Source organism: Bradyrhizobium sp. BRP20, from assembly GCF_020194215.1.
Taxonomy (GTDB): domain Bacteria; phylum Pseudomonadota; class Alphaproteobacteria; order Rhizobiales; family Xanthobacteraceae; genus Bradyrhizobium; species Bradyrhizobium yuanmingense.
On record NZ_JADYVY010000023.1, the window covers coordinates 36023 to 50400 of the forward strand.

General features: G+C 65.3%; 12 protein-coding genes. 6 read left to right on the forward strand and 6 right to left on the reverse strand.

What is annotated here, in order from left to right; genetic code table 11:
- Positions 1-108: 108 nt before the first annotated feature.
- On the forward strand, positions 109-2313 hold the full coding sequence (locus I6F33_RS33685) for a primosomal protein N' (RefSeq protein ID WP_225145391.1): 2205 nt from the start codon (positions 109-111) through the stop codon (positions 2311-2313).
- Positions 2314-2538: 225 nt separating this feature from the next.
- Here I6F33_RS33685 and I6F33_RS33690 read toward each other — a convergent pair whose 3' ends face one another.
- Complete coding sequence (locus I6F33_RS33690) at positions 2539-3036, reverse strand: septal ring lytic transglycosylase RlpA family protein (protein WP_225145392.1); 498 nt, start codon at positions 3034-3036, stop codon at positions 2539-2541.
- A gap of 659 nt (positions 3037-3695) precedes the next feature.
- Between I6F33_RS33690 and I6F33_RS33695 the strand changes: the two genes are divergently transcribed.
- The 5 genes from I6F33_RS33695 to I6F33_RS33715 all read left to right on the forward strand — a co-directional run bounded on the left by I6F33_RS33695 (position 3696) and on the right by I6F33_RS33715 (position 8801).
- Positions 3696-4256, forward strand: a complete 561-nt coding sequence (locus I6F33_RS33695; RefSeq protein ID WP_225145393.1) for a F0F1 ATP synthase subunit delta — start codon at positions 3696-3698, stop codon at positions 4254-4256.
- Entirely contained in the window at positions 4256-5785 is a 1530-nt protein-coding gene (gene atpA, locus I6F33_RS33700) for a F0F1 ATP synthase subunit alpha (protein WP_036008755.1), read from the forward strand. Before I6F33_RS33695 ends, atpA begins: the two co-directional genes overlap by 1 nt.
- A gap of 170 nt (positions 5786-5955) precedes the next feature.
- Positions 5956-6828 carry a F0F1 ATP synthase subunit gamma gene (locus I6F33_RS33705; protein WP_225114554.1) on the forward strand — a complete coding sequence of 291 codons (873 nt, stop codon included), beginning with the start codon at positions 5956-5958 and terminating at the stop codon, positions 6826-6828.
- A 34-nt stretch (positions 6829-6862) separates the two neighbouring features.
- A complete protein-coding gene (gene atpD / locus I6F33_RS33710) occupies positions 6863-8305 on the forward strand; it encodes a F0F1 ATP synthase subunit beta (RefSeq protein WP_036008750.1) in 1443 nt (480 codons plus the stop codon).
- Between the two features lie 88 nt (positions 8306-8393).
- Positions 8394-8801: a F0F1 ATP synthase subunit epsilon gene (locus tag I6F33_RS33715; protein WP_036008748.1), complete on the forward strand. Its 408-nt coding sequence runs from the start codon at positions 8394-8396 to the stop codon at positions 8799-8801.
- Between the two features lie 169 nt (positions 8802-8970).
- Here the strand turns inward: I6F33_RS33715 and I6F33_RS33720 are convergent, their stop codons facing one another.
- From I6F33_RS33720 to I6F33_RS33740, 5 genes are all read right to left on the reverse strand, one after another.
- Entirely contained in the window at positions 8971-9471 is a 501-nt protein-coding gene (locus tag I6F33_RS33720; protein ID WP_225114555.1) for an RNA pyrophosphohydrolase, read from the reverse strand.
- 197 nt (positions 9472-9668) lie between these two features.
- On the reverse strand, positions 9669-10175 hold the full coding sequence (locus tag I6F33_RS33725; protein ID WP_036024645.1) for an RNA pyrophosphohydrolase: 507 nt from the start codon (positions 10173-10175) through the stop codon (positions 9669-9671).
- A 67-nt stretch (positions 10176-10242) separates the two neighbouring features.
- Positions 10243-11463 carry a divergent polysaccharide deacetylase family protein gene (locus tag I6F33_RS33730; RefSeq protein WP_225145394.1) on the reverse strand — a complete coding sequence of 407 codons (1221 nt, stop codon included), beginning with the start codon at positions 11461-11463 and terminating at the stop codon, positions 10243-10245.
- Between the two features lie 146 nt (positions 11464-11609).
- A complete protein-coding gene (locus I6F33_RS33735) occupies positions 11610-12971 on the reverse strand; it encodes a S41 family peptidase (RefSeq protein WP_036008736.1) in 1362 nt (453 codons plus the stop codon).
- Positions 12968-14347 carry a murein hydrolase activator EnvC gene (locus I6F33_RS33740; protein ID WP_225145418.1) on the reverse strand — a complete coding sequence of 460 codons (1380 nt, stop codon included), beginning with the start codon at positions 14345-14347 and terminating at the stop codon, positions 12968-12970. The genes I6F33_RS33735 and I6F33_RS33740 overlap by 4 nt, the downstream gene beginning before the upstream one ends.
- Positions 14348-14378 lie beyond the last annotated feature (31 nt).

Sequence of the window (14378 nt, forward strand, 5' to 3'; positions counted from 1 at the left end):
CTGGACGTGGTGATTCCGCACAGTATATCGCATCACACCAGTTTACTGTTCGCTAAGGCCGCCGCGTGGCGCTAGCCTCAAAACCTCAAGGTTCCGATTCCAAAGCTCATGGACCAATCGCCGCGCAACGACACCGCCCCCGCCACCCGCATGGTCGACGTGCTGGTGCCGGTCGCGCTCGACCAGACCTATTCCTACAAGGTGCCGCGCGGGATGGAGCTGAAGGCGGGCGATCTCATCAGTGTGCCGCTCGGTCCGCGCGAGGTGCTGGCCGTGATCTGGGGCGAGAACGCCAATCCCGACCCGCGCCTGCATAACCGCCTCAAGGAGGTCAGCGAGAAGCTCGACATCCCGCCGCTCAAGCCGGAGCTGCGCTCGGTGGTGGACTGGGTCGCAAACTACACGCTGAGCCCGCGCGGCATGGTGCTGCGCATGTGCCTGCGCATGGGCGAAAATCTCGGTCCGGAGCGGGTGCGTGCCGGCGTGCGCCTGACCGGCGATCCGCCGAAGCGTCTGACGCCGGCGCGCCAGCGTGTCATCGCGCTGCTGTCGGACCGGCTGCTGCACGGCAAGTCCGAGGCGGCCAAGGAGGCCGGCGTCTCCTCGGGCGTGATCGACGGCCTCGTCGATGAAGGCACGCTCACGGTTGAGCCAATGCCGCCGCCGCCTCCGCCGCCGGCACCCGATCCGGAATTCGGCCGGCCGGATTTTTCGCCGCTGCAGCGTGCCGGTGTGGATGCGATGCGCGCGCTCGCGGCCAATGGCACCTTCCATGTCGCGCTGCTCGACGGCGTCACCGGCTCGGGCAAGACCGAGGTCTATTTCGAAGCGGTCGCCGAGGTGATCCGCCGCGGCAAGCAGGCGCTGATCCTGATGCCGGAGATCGCGCTGACCGGCCAGTTCCTCGATCGCTTCGCGCAGCGTTTTGGCGTGCGGCCGATCGAATGGCATTCCGAGCTCACCCCGCGCACCCGCGCGCGCAATTGGGCCGCGATCTCCGAAGGTTCGGCGCCGGTCGTGGTCGGCGCGCGTTCGGCGCTGTTTCTCCCTTACGCCAATCTTGGCCTCATCGTCGTCGATGAGGAGCACGACCAGGCCTACAAGCAGGACGACGGCGTGCACTACCACGCCCGTGACATGGCGGTGGTGCGCGGGCATATCGCAAAAATCCCGGTCGTGCTGGCCTCCGCGACGCCGTCGGTCGAATCCGAGGTCAATGCGCGCAAGAGCCGCTATCAGCGCATCGCGCTGCCCTCGCGCTTCGGCGGCCAGCACATGCCGCATATCGAGGCCATCGACCTGCGCCGCGAGCCGCCCGCGCGCGGCCGCTTCATCTCGCCGCGGCTTGCGGGCGAGATCAGAACCGCGATCGAGCGGCGCGAGCAGGCGCTGCTCTTCCTCAATCGCCGCGGCTATGCGCCGCTGACGCTGTGCCGTGCCTGCGGCCATCGCTTCGCCTGCACCATCTGCGATGCCTGGCTGGTCGATCATCGCTTTCGCCAGCGCCTCGTCTGTCACCATTGCGGCTTCTCGATGCCGCGCCCGCACATCTGCCCGAACTGTTCGGCCGAGGAATCGCTGGTCGCGGTCGGACCCGGCGTCGAGCGCCTGCAGGAGGAGGCGGCCGCGTTGTTCCCGCAAGCGCGCACCATGGTGCTGTCGAGCGATCTCATCACCTCGATCGAGACGATGCGAAGCGAGCTTGCCGAGATCGCGGAGGGCCGCGTCGACATCATCATCGGCACCCAGCTCGTGGCCAAGGGCCACAATTTTCCGCGGCTCAATCTGGTCGGCGTGGTCGACGCCGATCTCGGCCTTTCCAACGGCGATCCGCGCGCGGCGGAGCGCACCTGGCAATTGCTCAATCAGGTAATCGGCCGCGCCGGCCGCGAGCAGGGCCGCGGCGTCGGCTATCTGCAGACCCATCAGCCCGATCATCCCGTGATGCGGGCGCTGATCGCCTGTGACCGCGAGGCCTTCTACGACAGCGAGATCGAGCTGCGCCAGAAGACGCTCTATCCGCCGTTCGGCCGGCTCGCCAGCCTGATCATCTCCGCCGGCGACCGTCCGGGCGCCGAAGGCTTCGGCCGTAAGCTCGTCGCGCTCGCGCCGCGCGACGAGCGCGTCGTCGTGCTCGGCCCCGCCGAAGCGCCGCTCGCCGTCATCAAGGGGCGCTACCGCTTCCGCATCCTGGCGAAATCGGCGCGCGGTTTCGACTTGTCGGACTATTTGCGCAACTGGCTCGCGGTCTGCCCGAAGCCGACAGGCAATCTGAAGCTGGAAGTCGACGTCGATCCGCAGAGCTTTTTGTAGGGCCACCGCAGCCATACCCTCTACTGTCATTCCGGGGCGCGCGTAGCGCGAGCCCGGAATCCATCGGGCGGCAGAGTTTGTGGATGAATGGATTCCGGGTTCGCGCTCCGCGCCCCCCGGAATGACAAAACAAAAAAAGCCCGCGGTCCCCCAAGACCGCGGGCTTGTTTCACGTGCGCAGCAAACTGATGAAAACTGCGCGTTCGATCAGGCGCGGATCGCGCCTTAGGAGACGACTTCCGCGGTGACGCGGCCGACGCCGCGACTGGTGAGGCCAATGGCGCGGGCGGCACCCGTGGAGAGGTCGAGCACGCGCCCGCGAATGAACGGGCCGCGGTCATTGATGGTGACGATGACGCTCTGGCTGCCATGGGTGACGCGCAGCTTGGTGCCGAAGGGCAGCGAACGGTGCGCCGCGGTCATGGCGTTCTGGTTGAAGCGCTGGCCCGAGGCGGTCTTGCTGCCGGACTCATTGCCGTAAAAGGACGCGATGCCGGAGAAGCTGCGGCCCGTGCCGGAGGTCGGCGTCATCGACGCATTGGCATTGCGCCAATCGGAGGTCGCGTTGGCCTCGGTCTGGGCGTGGTGGCGGTGGTGATGCCGGTGATGCCGGGATTTGGCGGAAGCTTCGGTGGCAGTTCCACCGACGAGGAGAGTTGCGGCGACGAAAGCAATCGCCGTACGCGGCCGGGTCGCAAAGCCCAGCGTCTTCAAAGACAGCATTTAATGGTCCCTAAGCTAGTATTGCCACATGTGTGGCAAGTGGAGCCCCCATCAGTTTGTGAGCGATTTGGCGTTTCGATTCCCAATGAGGCGTGAATTGGGCAGTAAATCCGGTATGTGTCGTCATGAAATATCTTGTTACCGTCGCGAGATATTCATCCGATCTCCGGTAATCTTCGCCTTTAACGATCTATTAACCTCTATATTACTTGCGAATACTGTAAAGCGAAGTCATCGCCTCTAGCGTTTAGAATTCGATAAGTATTCGGCGGGTGGAACCGGTGGGAACGGATTCACGGCTCAGCGATCCGTGTTCATGGCCGCTATGCGCTGGAGGCAGGAACCAATGGAGGTGTCGCGGCCGGGGCCGGCGCTGCTTTCCGTGACGTGGCAGGTCACCGCCTCGGCCGCCCCTCCCGCGCGCAAATGTGTTGCGGGGCTGCGACGAACTGGCGACAGAACCTCATGCCTTTAGTTTGGCGTCATGTTGCACCTGCGCACCTGCTATGTTAGCAAAGCCGCGATTTTAACGAGCCCGGCACCTCCCGTGCTGGTCGAAAATCGAAGTCCCGCTTGAATTCCAAGGGCTTGGATCGCTAGGCGCCGCTTCGTGGCGACGGTTTTTCCCTTGCGAGTTTGACAGCAAAAAGAGCGCGTCTGTGGCTGCAGAAGATACGTCCGTTTCAGGTGTGTCCGGCCGTTATGCAACGGCCTTGTTCGAGCTGGCCCGCGACCAGAAGGTGGTCGACGAGGTCAAAGCCGATCTTGATAAATTCGATGCCTTGCTGAACGAAAGCGCTGATCTCAAGCGCCTCGTCCGCAGCCCGGTGTTCGCCGCCGATGCCCAGTCCAAGGCCCTTTCGGCCGTGCTGGACAAGGTGGGCATCGCCGGCATCACCGCCAACTTTCTGAAAGTGCTGACCGCCAATCGCCGCCTGTTCGCGGTGGCCGACGTCAGCCGCGCCTACCGCGCCCTCGTGGCCCGGTTCAAGGGCGAGACGACGGCCGACGTGACGGTGGCGGAGGCGCTCTCTGACAAGAATCTCGATGCCCTCAAGGTTGCCCTGAAGTCGGTGACCGGCAAGGACGTCGCGCTGAACGTGAAAGTCGATCCCTCGATTATCGGTGGCCTCATCGTCAAGCTGGGCAGCCGCATGGTGGATGGTTCGCTTCGCACCAAACTCAATTCGATCAAGCACGCGATGAAAGAGGCAGGCTGATGGACATCCGCGCCGCGGAAATTTCCGCGATCCTCAAGGACCAGATCAAGAATTTCGGCCAGGAAGCTGAAGTCTCCGAAGTCGGACAGGTGCTGTCCGTCGGCGACGGTATCGCCCGCGTCTACGGTCTGGACAACGTCCAGGCCGGTGAAATGGTCGAGTTCGAGAACGGCACCCGCGGCATGGCGCTGAATCTCGAAACCGACAACGTCGGTGTCGTTATTTTCGGTGCCGACCGCGAGATCAAGGAAGGCCAGACCGTCAAGCGCACCCGCGCCATCGTGGACGCGCCGGTCGGCAAGGGCCTGCTTGGCCGCGTCGTCGACGCGCTCGGCAATCCCATCGACGGCAAGGGCCCGATCCAGGCTGAGAAGCGCATGCGCGTCGACGTCAAGGCGCCCGGCATCATTCCGCGCAAGTCGGTGAACGAGCCGATGGCAACCGGCCTCAAGGCCATCGACGCCCTGATCCCGATCGGCCGCGGCCAGCGCGAGCTGATCATCGGCGACCGCCAGACCGGAAAGACCGCGATCGCGCTCGACACCATCCTGAACCAGAAGCCGCTCAACGCGCAGCCGGACGAGAACATCAAGCTGTACTGCGTCTACGTCGCGGTCGGCCAGAAGCGTTCGACCGTCGCCCAGTTCGTGAAGGTGCTGGAAGAGCAGGGCGCGCTCGAATACTCGATCGTCGTCGCCGCCACCGCCTCCGATCCGGCGCCGATGCAGTACATCGCGCCCTTTACCGGCTGCACCATGGGCGAGTACTTCCGCGACAACGGCATGCACGCGGTCATCATCTATGACGATCTGTCCAAGCAGGCCGTCGCCTACCGTCAGATGTCGCTGCTGCTGCGCCGCCCGCCGGGCCGCGAAGCCTATCCCGGCGACGTGTTCTATCTGCACTCCCGCCTGCTCGAGCGCGCGGCGAAGCTGAACAAGGACATGGGCTCGGGCTCGCTGACGGCGCTGCCTGTCATCGAAACCCAGGCTAATGACGTGTCGGCTTACATCCCGACCAACGTCATCTCGATCACCGACGGCCAGATCTTCCTGGAAACCGACCTGTTCTTCCAGGGCATCCGTCCTGCCGTGAACGTCGGTCTGTCGGTGTCGCGCGTCGGTTCGTCGGCGCAGACCAAGGCCACCAAGAAGGTCGCCGGCAAGATCAAGGGCGAGCTCGCGCAGTACCGCGAAATGGCGGCGTTCGCGCAGTTCGGCTCCGACCTCGACGCCTCGACCCAGCGCCTGCTCAACCGCGGCTCGCGCCTCACCGAGCTGCTCAAGCAGCCGCAGTTCTCGCCGCTGAAGATGGAAGAGCAGGTCTGCGTGATCTGGGCCGGCACCAACGGCTATCTCGATCCGCTCCCGCTCAACAAGGTGCGCGCGTTCGAGGACGGCCTGCTGTCGCTGCTGCGCGGCAAGCACGCCGACATCCTCAACGCGATTCGCGACAGCCGCGATCTCTCCGACGATACCGCTGCCAAGCTGAAGTCGGTGGTCGAGGGCTTCGCGAAGTCTTTCTCATAAGAAGGCCGTCATGGCCGGGCCAAAGCGCGAAGCGCGTCTTCGCAACTGAAGTCCCGGCCATCCACGTCTTGTGCGTGGAAGACGGAGAACGTGGATGCCCGGGACACGCCCGGGCATGACGAAAGGATAGGGTCGCGGTCGAGCCGCAGGCTGATCGCTGGGGACGAAGAATGGCGTCACTTAAAGACATGCGCGTCCGCATCGCCTCCACCAAGGCGACGCAAAAGATCACCAAGGCCATGCAGATGGTCGCGGCCTCCAAGCTGCGCCGCGCGCAGACCGCCGCGGAAGCGGCGCGTCCCTATGCCGACAAGATGAGCGCGGTGATCTCCAACATCGCCAGCGCCGCGGTCGGCTCGCCCGGCGCACCGGTGCTGCTGGCCGGCACCGGCCGGGACCAGGTTCATCTGCTGCTGGTCTGCACCGGCGAGCGCGGCCTGTCCGGCGCCTTCAACTCCTCGATCGTGCGTCTCGCCCGCGAGCGCGCTCTGGCGCTCGCTGCGCAGGGCAAGGAGGTGAAATTCTTCTGCGTCGGCCGCAAGGGTTACGAGCAGCTCCGCCGCCAGTTCGACAAGCAGATCGTCGAGCACATGGACCTGCGCAGCGTCCGCCAGCTCGGCTTCGTCAACGCCGAGGAGATCGCCAAGAAGGTTCTGGCGCGCTTCGACAACGGCGAATTCGACGTCTGCACGCTGTTCTATTCGCAATTCAAGTCGGTGATCGCGCAGATCCCGACCGCCCAGCAGGTCATCCCGCTGGTCATCGAGGAGGGCGGTGCCGCCAACACGACGTCGTACGAATACGAGCCGGAAGAGGACGAGATCCTCACGCGGCTGTTGCCGCGCAATCTCGCCGTGCAGATCTTCCGCGCCCTGCTCGAGAACAACGCCTCGTTCTACGGCGCGCAGATGAGCGCGATGGACAACGCCACGCGCAACGCCGGCGAAATGATCCGCAAGCAGACGCTGGTCTACAACCGCACGCGTCAGGCTCAGATCACCAAGGAACTCATCGAAATCATCTCCGGCGCAGAAGCAGTCTGACCGGACACGAAATTCGGATCGAAGGAGACAGTAAATGGCTACAGCAGCCACACAGATCGGTCGCGTTACCCAGGTCATGGGCGCCGTCGTCGACGTGCAGTTCGAAGGCCACCTGCCGGCCATTCTCAACTCGCTCGAAACCAAGAACGGCAACAACCGCCTGGTGCTGGAAGTCGCGCAGCATCTCGGCGAGTCGACCGTCCGCACCATCGCGATGGACGCCACCGAAGGTCTGGTGCGCGGCCAGGAAGTGACCGACACCGGTCAGCCGATCTCGGTTCCCGTGGGGGACGGTACGTTGGGCCGCATCATGAACGTCATCGGCGAGCCGATCGACGAGGCCGGCCCGATCAAGTCGGAAGGCACCCGCGCCATCCACCAGGAAGCGCCGACCTACACCGACCAGTCGACTGAAGCCGAAATTCTCGTCACCGGCATCAAGGTCGTCGATCTGCTCGCTCCGTATGCGAAGGGCGGCAAGATCGGCCTGTTCGGCGGCGCCGGCGTCGGCAAGACCGTGCTGATTCAGGAGCTGATCAACAACGTCGCGAAGGCGCACGGCGGTTACTCCGTGTTCGCCGGCGTCGGCGAACGCACCCGCGAGGGCAACGACCTCTATCACGAGTTCATCGAGTCCAAGGTCAACGCCGACCCGCACAATCCGGATCCGAGCGTGAAGTCGAAGTGCGCGCTGGTGTTCGGTCAGATGAACGAGCCGCCGGGCGCCCGCGCCCGCGTCGGCCTGACCGGTCTGACCGTCGCCGAGCACTTCCGCGACCAGGGCCAGGACGTGCTGTTCTTCGTCGACAACATCTTCCGCTTCACGCAAGCGGGTTCGGAAGTGTCGGCGCTGCTCGGCCGTATTCCTTCGGCGGTGGGTTATCAGCCGACGCTCGCGACCGACATGGGCGCGCTGCAGGAGCGCATCACCACCACGCAAAAGGGGTCGATCACCTCGGTGCAGGCCATCTATGTGCCGGCCGACGACTTGACCGACCCGGCGCCCGCGACCTCGTTCGCGCACTTGGACGCCACCACGGTGCTGTCGCGCGCGATCTCGGAAAAGGGCATCTATCCGGCGGTGGACCCGCTCGACTCGACCTCGCGCATGCTCTCGCCGCTGGTCGTCGGCGAGGAGCACTACACCGTCGCCCGTCAGGTCCAGCAGGTGCTGCAGCGCTACAAGTCGCTCCAGGACATCATCGCCATTCTCGGCATGGACGAGCTTTCGGAAGAGGACAAGCTAACGGTGGCCCGCGCCCGCAAGATCGAGCGCTTCCTGTCGCAGCCGTTCCACGTCGCCGAAATCTTCACGGGTTCGCCGGGCAAGTTCGTGGACCTCGCCGACACCATCAAGGGCTTCAAGGGCCTGGTGGAAGGCAAGTACGACCACCTGCCGGAAGCTGCCTTCTACATGGTCGGCACCATCGAAGAAGCCGTCGAGAAGGGCAAGAAGCTGGCGGCGGAAGCGGCCTAAGGTGCGAATGGCGAATAGGGAGTAGCGAATAGACGCGCTGCTCTCTTCGCCACTCGCCATTCGCTACTCACCATTCGCAAGGTTTCCCATGGCCACCTTCCATTTCGATCTCGTCTCTCCGGAAAAGCTCGCCTTCTCGGGTGAGGTCGATCAGGTCGACATCCCCGGCGCCGAGGGTGATTTCGGCGTGCTGGCGGGGCATGCGCCGGTCGTGGCTGCGATCCGGCCCGGCATTCTCACCGTCACCACCGGCGGCCGCCACGAGAAGATCATCGTGCTCGGGGGCCTTGCCGAAGTCTCCGAAAAGGGTCTCACCGTGCTCGCCGACGTCGCGACCTCGCTGGACGAGCTCGACCGTGTCCAGTTCGCCGAGACGATCGCGGAGATGGAAGAGAACTTGAAGGAGCACGAAGGCACCGAGCTCGATCAGGCCATCGAGCGGCTCGACCACTTCAAGAGCATCCAGCATCAGCTCAACGCCACGGCTATGCACTAAGCCCCGGGGCACCGCTCCGGGGCTCGATCTCCAAATTCCTGAACAGTTTCAGCGCTCGTCACGGTCGTGGCGGGCGCTGAAACTTTATTGCGCTATCGCTGGCGCTGTCGCCTATTTTATCGCGGCGCGTCAGTCACTTCGCTACTGTGCATGGGTTGTTTTCGAGAGTTCAGTCGGCGAGGTGCGCAAACTCATGTGCCACCGCGCGGTAGACCTCGCGGCGGAACGGCACCACGAGGTCGGCGACACGGTCGAGGCGCTCCCAGCGCCAGGCGTCGAACTCGGCGGGCTGGCCGTTGCGCGGCGTCAGCGGATCGATCTCGTCGTCCGTGCCGGTGAAGCGCAGCGCGAACCATTTCTGGCGCTGGCCGCGAAATTTCGCCAGCCGGTGCGTCTGCGGTCCGTCGTAAGGCGGGAATTCATAGGTGAACCAGTCGGTCTCGCCGAGATAGTCGGCACTGACGACGTTGGTCTCCTCCCACAGCTCGCGCATCGCCGCATCACGCAGGTTCTCGCCCTCGTCGACGCCGCCCTGCGGCATCTGCCAGTCGAGCCCCGGCAGGATGATCTCGGGTCCGTCACCCTTGAAGCGATGGCCGATCAGCACGCGGCCGTCGGCGTTGAACAGCGCGATGCCGACGTTCGGGCGGTAGGGTTTGTGGGTCGTCACGCGTAACCTTCTCTCGTCATTCCGGGGCGCGCGAAGCGCGAGCTCTGGTGCGCAATTGCGCACCTGAGAATCCATAACCACAGGCCACAATGGGTTGAAAGGCCGTGGCTGCGATCCTTCGCACAGCTTCTGCCTGGGAGTATGGATCCCCGCCTTCGCGGGGATGACGACCGAGCGAGCCGCGACAGGTGATCTGATCACCCCTCCGCCAGCGCAGAAAATTCCTGCACCACGCGCTCATAGACTGGGCGCTTGAACGGGATGATCAACTCAGGGAGATTCTTCATCGACTCCCAGCGCCAGCTCACGAATTCCGCCTTGTGGCCGCCGCCGCCGGGATGCTCGACGTTGATCTCGCTGTCCTTGCCGGTGAAGCGCACCGCGTACCATTTCTGGCGCTGGCCGCGGTAGCGGCCCTTCCAGGCGCGCCCGGCAACGGTGCGCGGAATGTCATAGGTGAGCCAGTCCGGGACCTCGCCGAGCCGCTCGACCGAGCGCACGCTGGTCTCCTCGTAGAGCTCGCGCTTGGCCGCTTCCCAGGTGTCCTCGCCGGGATCGACCCCGCCCTGCGGCATCTGCCAGACATGGGTGTCGTCGACATGCTCGATGCCGCCGGCGCGGCGGCCGATGAACACCAGTCCCTTTGGATTGATCAGCATCACGCCGACGCAGGTCCGGTAGGGCAGATCCTCGTAACGCGCCATTCCGCCAGACCTCTTGCCTGCTTCTTGTGCCGGCCCCGCGAGACCCGCGCCGAACCAATTCGTTGATTTAGCTGGATTTTGATTTCAGCATCGCGGTTGTCAATGGCACCAAAAGGATACCTCGGTCGCCCAATGTCTTGGTCCAGGCGCTGATGCGCTCGATCGAGACGGGCAGGGCGGAGGCCGTGCCGACGGCGATGCCGCGCTCGCGCGCCGCCGATTCCAGCTTGTTGAGGGCGCGGTCGATCTCGGTCGCTGTCGGCACCGCGTCGATGGCGATATCGCCCTTGCCGAACGGCACGGCCTGGTTCGCCGCGGCCTGGGGCGCGATGCTGCGGGGCGAGGAGCCGTCGTCGAAGAAGCCGAGCCCGCGCTTGGCCGCCTCGCGGATGATCGGCTGCATCGCCGGCTCAGTCGCGATGAAGCGGGCGCCCATGAAATTGGTGAGGCCGGCATAGCCCTGCATCCGGCTGAGGTGCCAGTACAGGCGGTCCATGTTCTGGTCGGGGCTGAGCGAGGTCAGCAGCGTCTGCGGCCCCGGATCGTTGTCGGGGAAGTCGTAGGGCTCCATCGGGATCTGGAGGAAGATCTCGTGGCGCTGCGCTCGCGCCCGCTCGGCGAGCTTGCCGGGGTCGGAGCCGTAGGGCGTGAAGGCCAGCGTCACCGCCGGCGGCAGCTTCATGATGGCGTCCAGGGTCTTGGCGGCGCCGACGCCGAGGCCGCCGATCACGATCGCGACCACCGGCATCTTGGCGGCCTTGGCGCGGTCGGCGTCCGCCGCATAGACGTTGAACGGCCTCAGCCCGTCGGCGACCACCGGGATCATGCCGTAGCGCGATTTCTCCAGCAGCTTCGGATTGATCCCGGTCATGACGGGCGGCGGGGCGGATGCAGCCTCGCCCTTGTCGGCGGCATCGCCCCCGCCGATCACCACGTCGCGGCGGGCGCCGGTGGAGCCGTCGATCATGGTGATGGTCCTCTGCTCGCCGGGCGCGGCCTGCTTCGGCGCTTCCTTGGTCTCGTGCTTGGTTTCCTGGCCTTGGCCGATGGCAGACTTGTCGTCCGTGGCCTTCTCGGCCGGCCTGAGCTGGTTGATCGCGATCCGGCTCATCGGCTCACCGCCGAGCGGGTCCTTGTTGAAGATGGCGAAGCCGGCAAAGGTAACCAGGAACAGGCCGAGCAGAACAGCGAGCAGCTGCATAGACGTGAACGGCAGCCGCAGCCGCCGTTTGCGGCGCGGCTTATCCTGTCCGAGCGGGGCGCTCAGATCATCGGCCGTTTCAGTCATGCGCGATCCCGAATCACTCCAGCCGACGATACCACGCCGAGGTCAAGCGGCGGCAGGCCGGGATAGGCCGGAGGCAGCAGCAGTTCCCAAGCAAAAAGGGCGGCTTCGGGAAGCCGCCCTTTCGCTGGATCGCGTGATACGCCGACCTAGTTCGCCGCTTTGGCCTTGTCGGTCGCCGCCTTGTTGTCGTTGCCGGGCGTCGGCGCCGCGGAGGCGCTGTTCTTGATGCCGTGGAGCAGGTCGCCGGCGAGCTTGAGCGCCTTGTCGTCCTTGGCGTCCGGCGGGACGTAGGACTGCGAGCCCGTCTTCTCGTCGCCGTCGTTCTTGAGGTGGCCGCGCAGCGAAGCCTCGCCCTTGGTGTCGGTGCGCGACTTCAGCTCGTCCGGCACGTCCTGCAGCACTTCGATATCGGGCACGATGCCCTTGGCCTGGATCGACTTGCCCGACGGCGTGTAATAGCGCGCGGTGGTCAGCCGCAGCGCGCCGTTGCCGCTGCCGAGCGGAATGATGGTCTGCACCGAGCCCTTGCCGAACGAGCGCGTGCCGACGATGGTCGCGCGCTTGTGGTCCTGCAGCGCGCCGGCGACGATTTCCGACGCCGAGGCCGAGCCGCCATTGACCAGCACGATGACCGGCCTGCCCTTGGTCAGGTCGCCCGTATGCGCGGCGCGGCGCTGGGTCTCCTCGGCATTGCGGCCGCGGGTCGAGACGATCTCGCCCTTCTCGAGGAACGAGTCGGAGACGGTGACCGCTTCCTCGAGCAGGCCGCCCGGATTGTTGCGGAGGTCGATGATGAAGCCCTTGAGCTTGTCGCCGCCGATCTGGTTCGTGAGGTTGCCGATCTCGCGCTTCAGGCCTTCGGTGGTCTGCTCGTTGAAGGTGGTGATGCGGATATAGCCGATGTCATCCTGCTCGACGCGCGCGCGCACCGAGCGGACGCGGATGTTGTCGCGCACCAACGTGACGTCGAGCGGATTGTCCTGGCCCTTGCGGATGATCTTGAGCTTGATCTTGGTGTTGACTGGACCGCGCATCTTCTCGACCGCCTGGTTCAGGGTCAGGCCCTGCACCGCCTCGTCGTCGAGATTGGTGATGATGTCGTTGGCCATGACGCCGGCGCGCGAGGCGGGCGTGTCGTCGATCGGCGAGACCACCTTGATCAGGCCGTCCTCCATCGTGACCTCGATGCCGAGGCCGCCGAACTCGCCGCGGGTCTGCACCTGCATGTCGCGGAAGCTCTTCGCGTCCATGTAGCTCGAGTGCGGATCGAGGCCGGTAAGCATGCCGCTGATGGCGGATTCGATCAGCTTGGTGTCATCGGGCTTCTCGACATAGTCGGAGCGCACGCGCTCGAACACGTCGCCGAACAGGTTGAGCTGGCGATAGGTGTCCGCGGTGGCGGCTCGCGCGCTGGAGCCCATGAACACCGCGCGCGGCTGGGTCACGAACAGCGTCAGCGCTGCACCGGTGGCGGCGCTGAGGAGGATTACTGAAGTCTTGCGCATCATCCGCGAACCTTCTCGCCTTCATTTGCGGCCCACCATGGGCCTGGATCGATTGGAGTGCCGTCTTTACGGAACTCGACATACAGCACAGGTTGACTCGCATTGGTGGCGAGAATGGAAGCGACCTGAGAGGTCGACCCCATGGTCGCGACCGGCTCCCCCGTGAGCACAAACTGGCCGATGTTGACCGAAATGCGCTCCATCCCGGCGATCAGGACATGATACCCGCCCCCGGCGTTTAGGATCAAGAGTTGTCCATAGCTGCGGAATGGGCCGGCATACACAACCCAGCCATCACACGGCGTCGTGACCTGGGCGCCGGGCTTGGTCGCCAGCGAAATGCCCTTCTGGACGCCGCCGACCCCGTCGGAACCGCCAAAGTCCCTGATCTTGTTACCGTTAACCGGAAACGGCAGGAGGCCCTTGGCCGAAGCGAAGGCGATCGCTGGGGTGGTGCGGGACTTGTCCATGAACGCGCCCGGGCCCTGTTTGGCGCTGGCGGCCGCGTTTGCCGCCGCCAGTTTGGCCTCCTTGGCCTCGGCCTGCCTTGCGGCCTCGGCAGCCTTCTCGGCCGCCCTGGCGGCGGTTTGCAGATCCTGCTCCATCTTGGCGATCAGCCCCTGGAGATCGCCGACCTGCCTTGACAGCGCGATCGCGCGCGCGCTTTCGGCGTCGAGGTCTTTTTCCCGCGCGGACTGCTGACGCTGCCGTTCCTCGATCAGGGCGGTGAGCCGGGCCTGGTCATTGCGGACCTTGTCGCGGTCGGAGGCGAGCTGATCGCGCTCGGTGGCAATGGTCCTGCGCAAGGCCACGAGCTCGCCGAGCTCGCTTGCGATCTTCTCGGCGCGGCCGCGCAATTCCGGCACGACGGCGCCAAGCAGCATCGCGGTGCGCAAGGATTGCAGCGCATCTTCGGGCCGCACCAGCAGCGCCGGCGGCGTGCGCCGGCCGGCGCGCTGCAAGGCCGCCAGCACCTCGACGATGTCGGCACGGCGCGAATCCAGCGAAGCGCGCATCTGCTGCTCGCGGCCGTTCAGCGTTCGCAGCCGCGCTTCGGCCTCGTCGATCTTGGCTTCCACGGCGCGCACATTGGCGGCGGTGTCGATCAGCTGCTGATTGAGCTGGGTGCGGTCCTGGCCGAGCGCGGTGATCTCGGCCTTCAGCTTGGCCTGCGCTTCTTCCGCGCTTCGTTGCCTCGCGCGCGCGGCCTCCAGCTCCTGCTCGCGCTGCTTGATCGCATCGGGCGAGACGGCGGCAGTCTGCGGCGACGGCGCAACTGTCTGACCTTGCGTCTGGGCTTGCGCGAGGCTTTCTTCGGCGAAGAGGCTTGCGCCGGCAAGGCCGGTGATCAGCAGCAGGTTGAGGAGCGGCGCTCGCATCGTGTCGGCAAAGGTGCTCGTTGTGGCGCGC

Bases quoted from the DNA above. Each gene is read 5' to 3' on its own strand.
- I6F33_RS33685 (WP_225145391.1), top strand. From the start codon at position 109: ATGGACCAATCGCCGCGCAACGACACCGCCCCCGCCACCCGCATGGTC.
- I6F33_RS33690 (WP_225145392.1), bottom strand. From the start codon at position 3,036: ATGCTGTCTTTGAAGACGCTGGGCTTTGCGACCCGGCCGCGTACGGCG.
- atpA (WP_036008755.1), top strand. From the start codon at position 4,256: ATGGACATCCGCGCCGCGGAAATTTCCGCGATCCTCAAGGACCAGATC.
- I6F33_RS33705 (WP_225114554.1), top strand. From the start codon at position 5,956: ATGGCGTCACTTAAAGACATGCGCGTCCGCATCGCCTCCACCAAGGCG.
- atpD (WP_036008750.1), top strand. From the start codon at position 6,863: ATGGCTACAGCAGCCACACAGATCGGTCGCGTTACCCAGGTCATGGGC.
- I6F33_RS33715 (WP_036008748.1), top strand. From the start codon at position 8,394: ATGGCCACCTTCCATTTCGATCTCGTCTCTCCGGAAAAGCTCGCCTTC.
- I6F33_RS33725 (WP_036024645.1), bottom strand. From the start codon at position 10,175: ATGGCGCGTTACGAGGATCTGCCCTACCGGACCTGCGTCGGCGTGATG.
- I6F33_RS33730 (WP_225145394.1), bottom strand. From the start codon at position 11,463: ATGACTGAAACGGCCGATGATCTGAGCGCCCCGCTCGGACAGGATAAG.
- I6F33_RS33735 (WP_036008736.1), bottom strand. From the start codon at position 12,971: ATGATGCGCAAGACTTCAGTAATCCTCCTCAGCGCCGCCACCGGTGCA.
- I6F33_RS33740 (WP_225145418.1), bottom strand. From the start codon at position 14,347: ATGCGAGCGCCGCTCCTCAACCTGCTGCTGATCACCGGCCTTGCCGGC.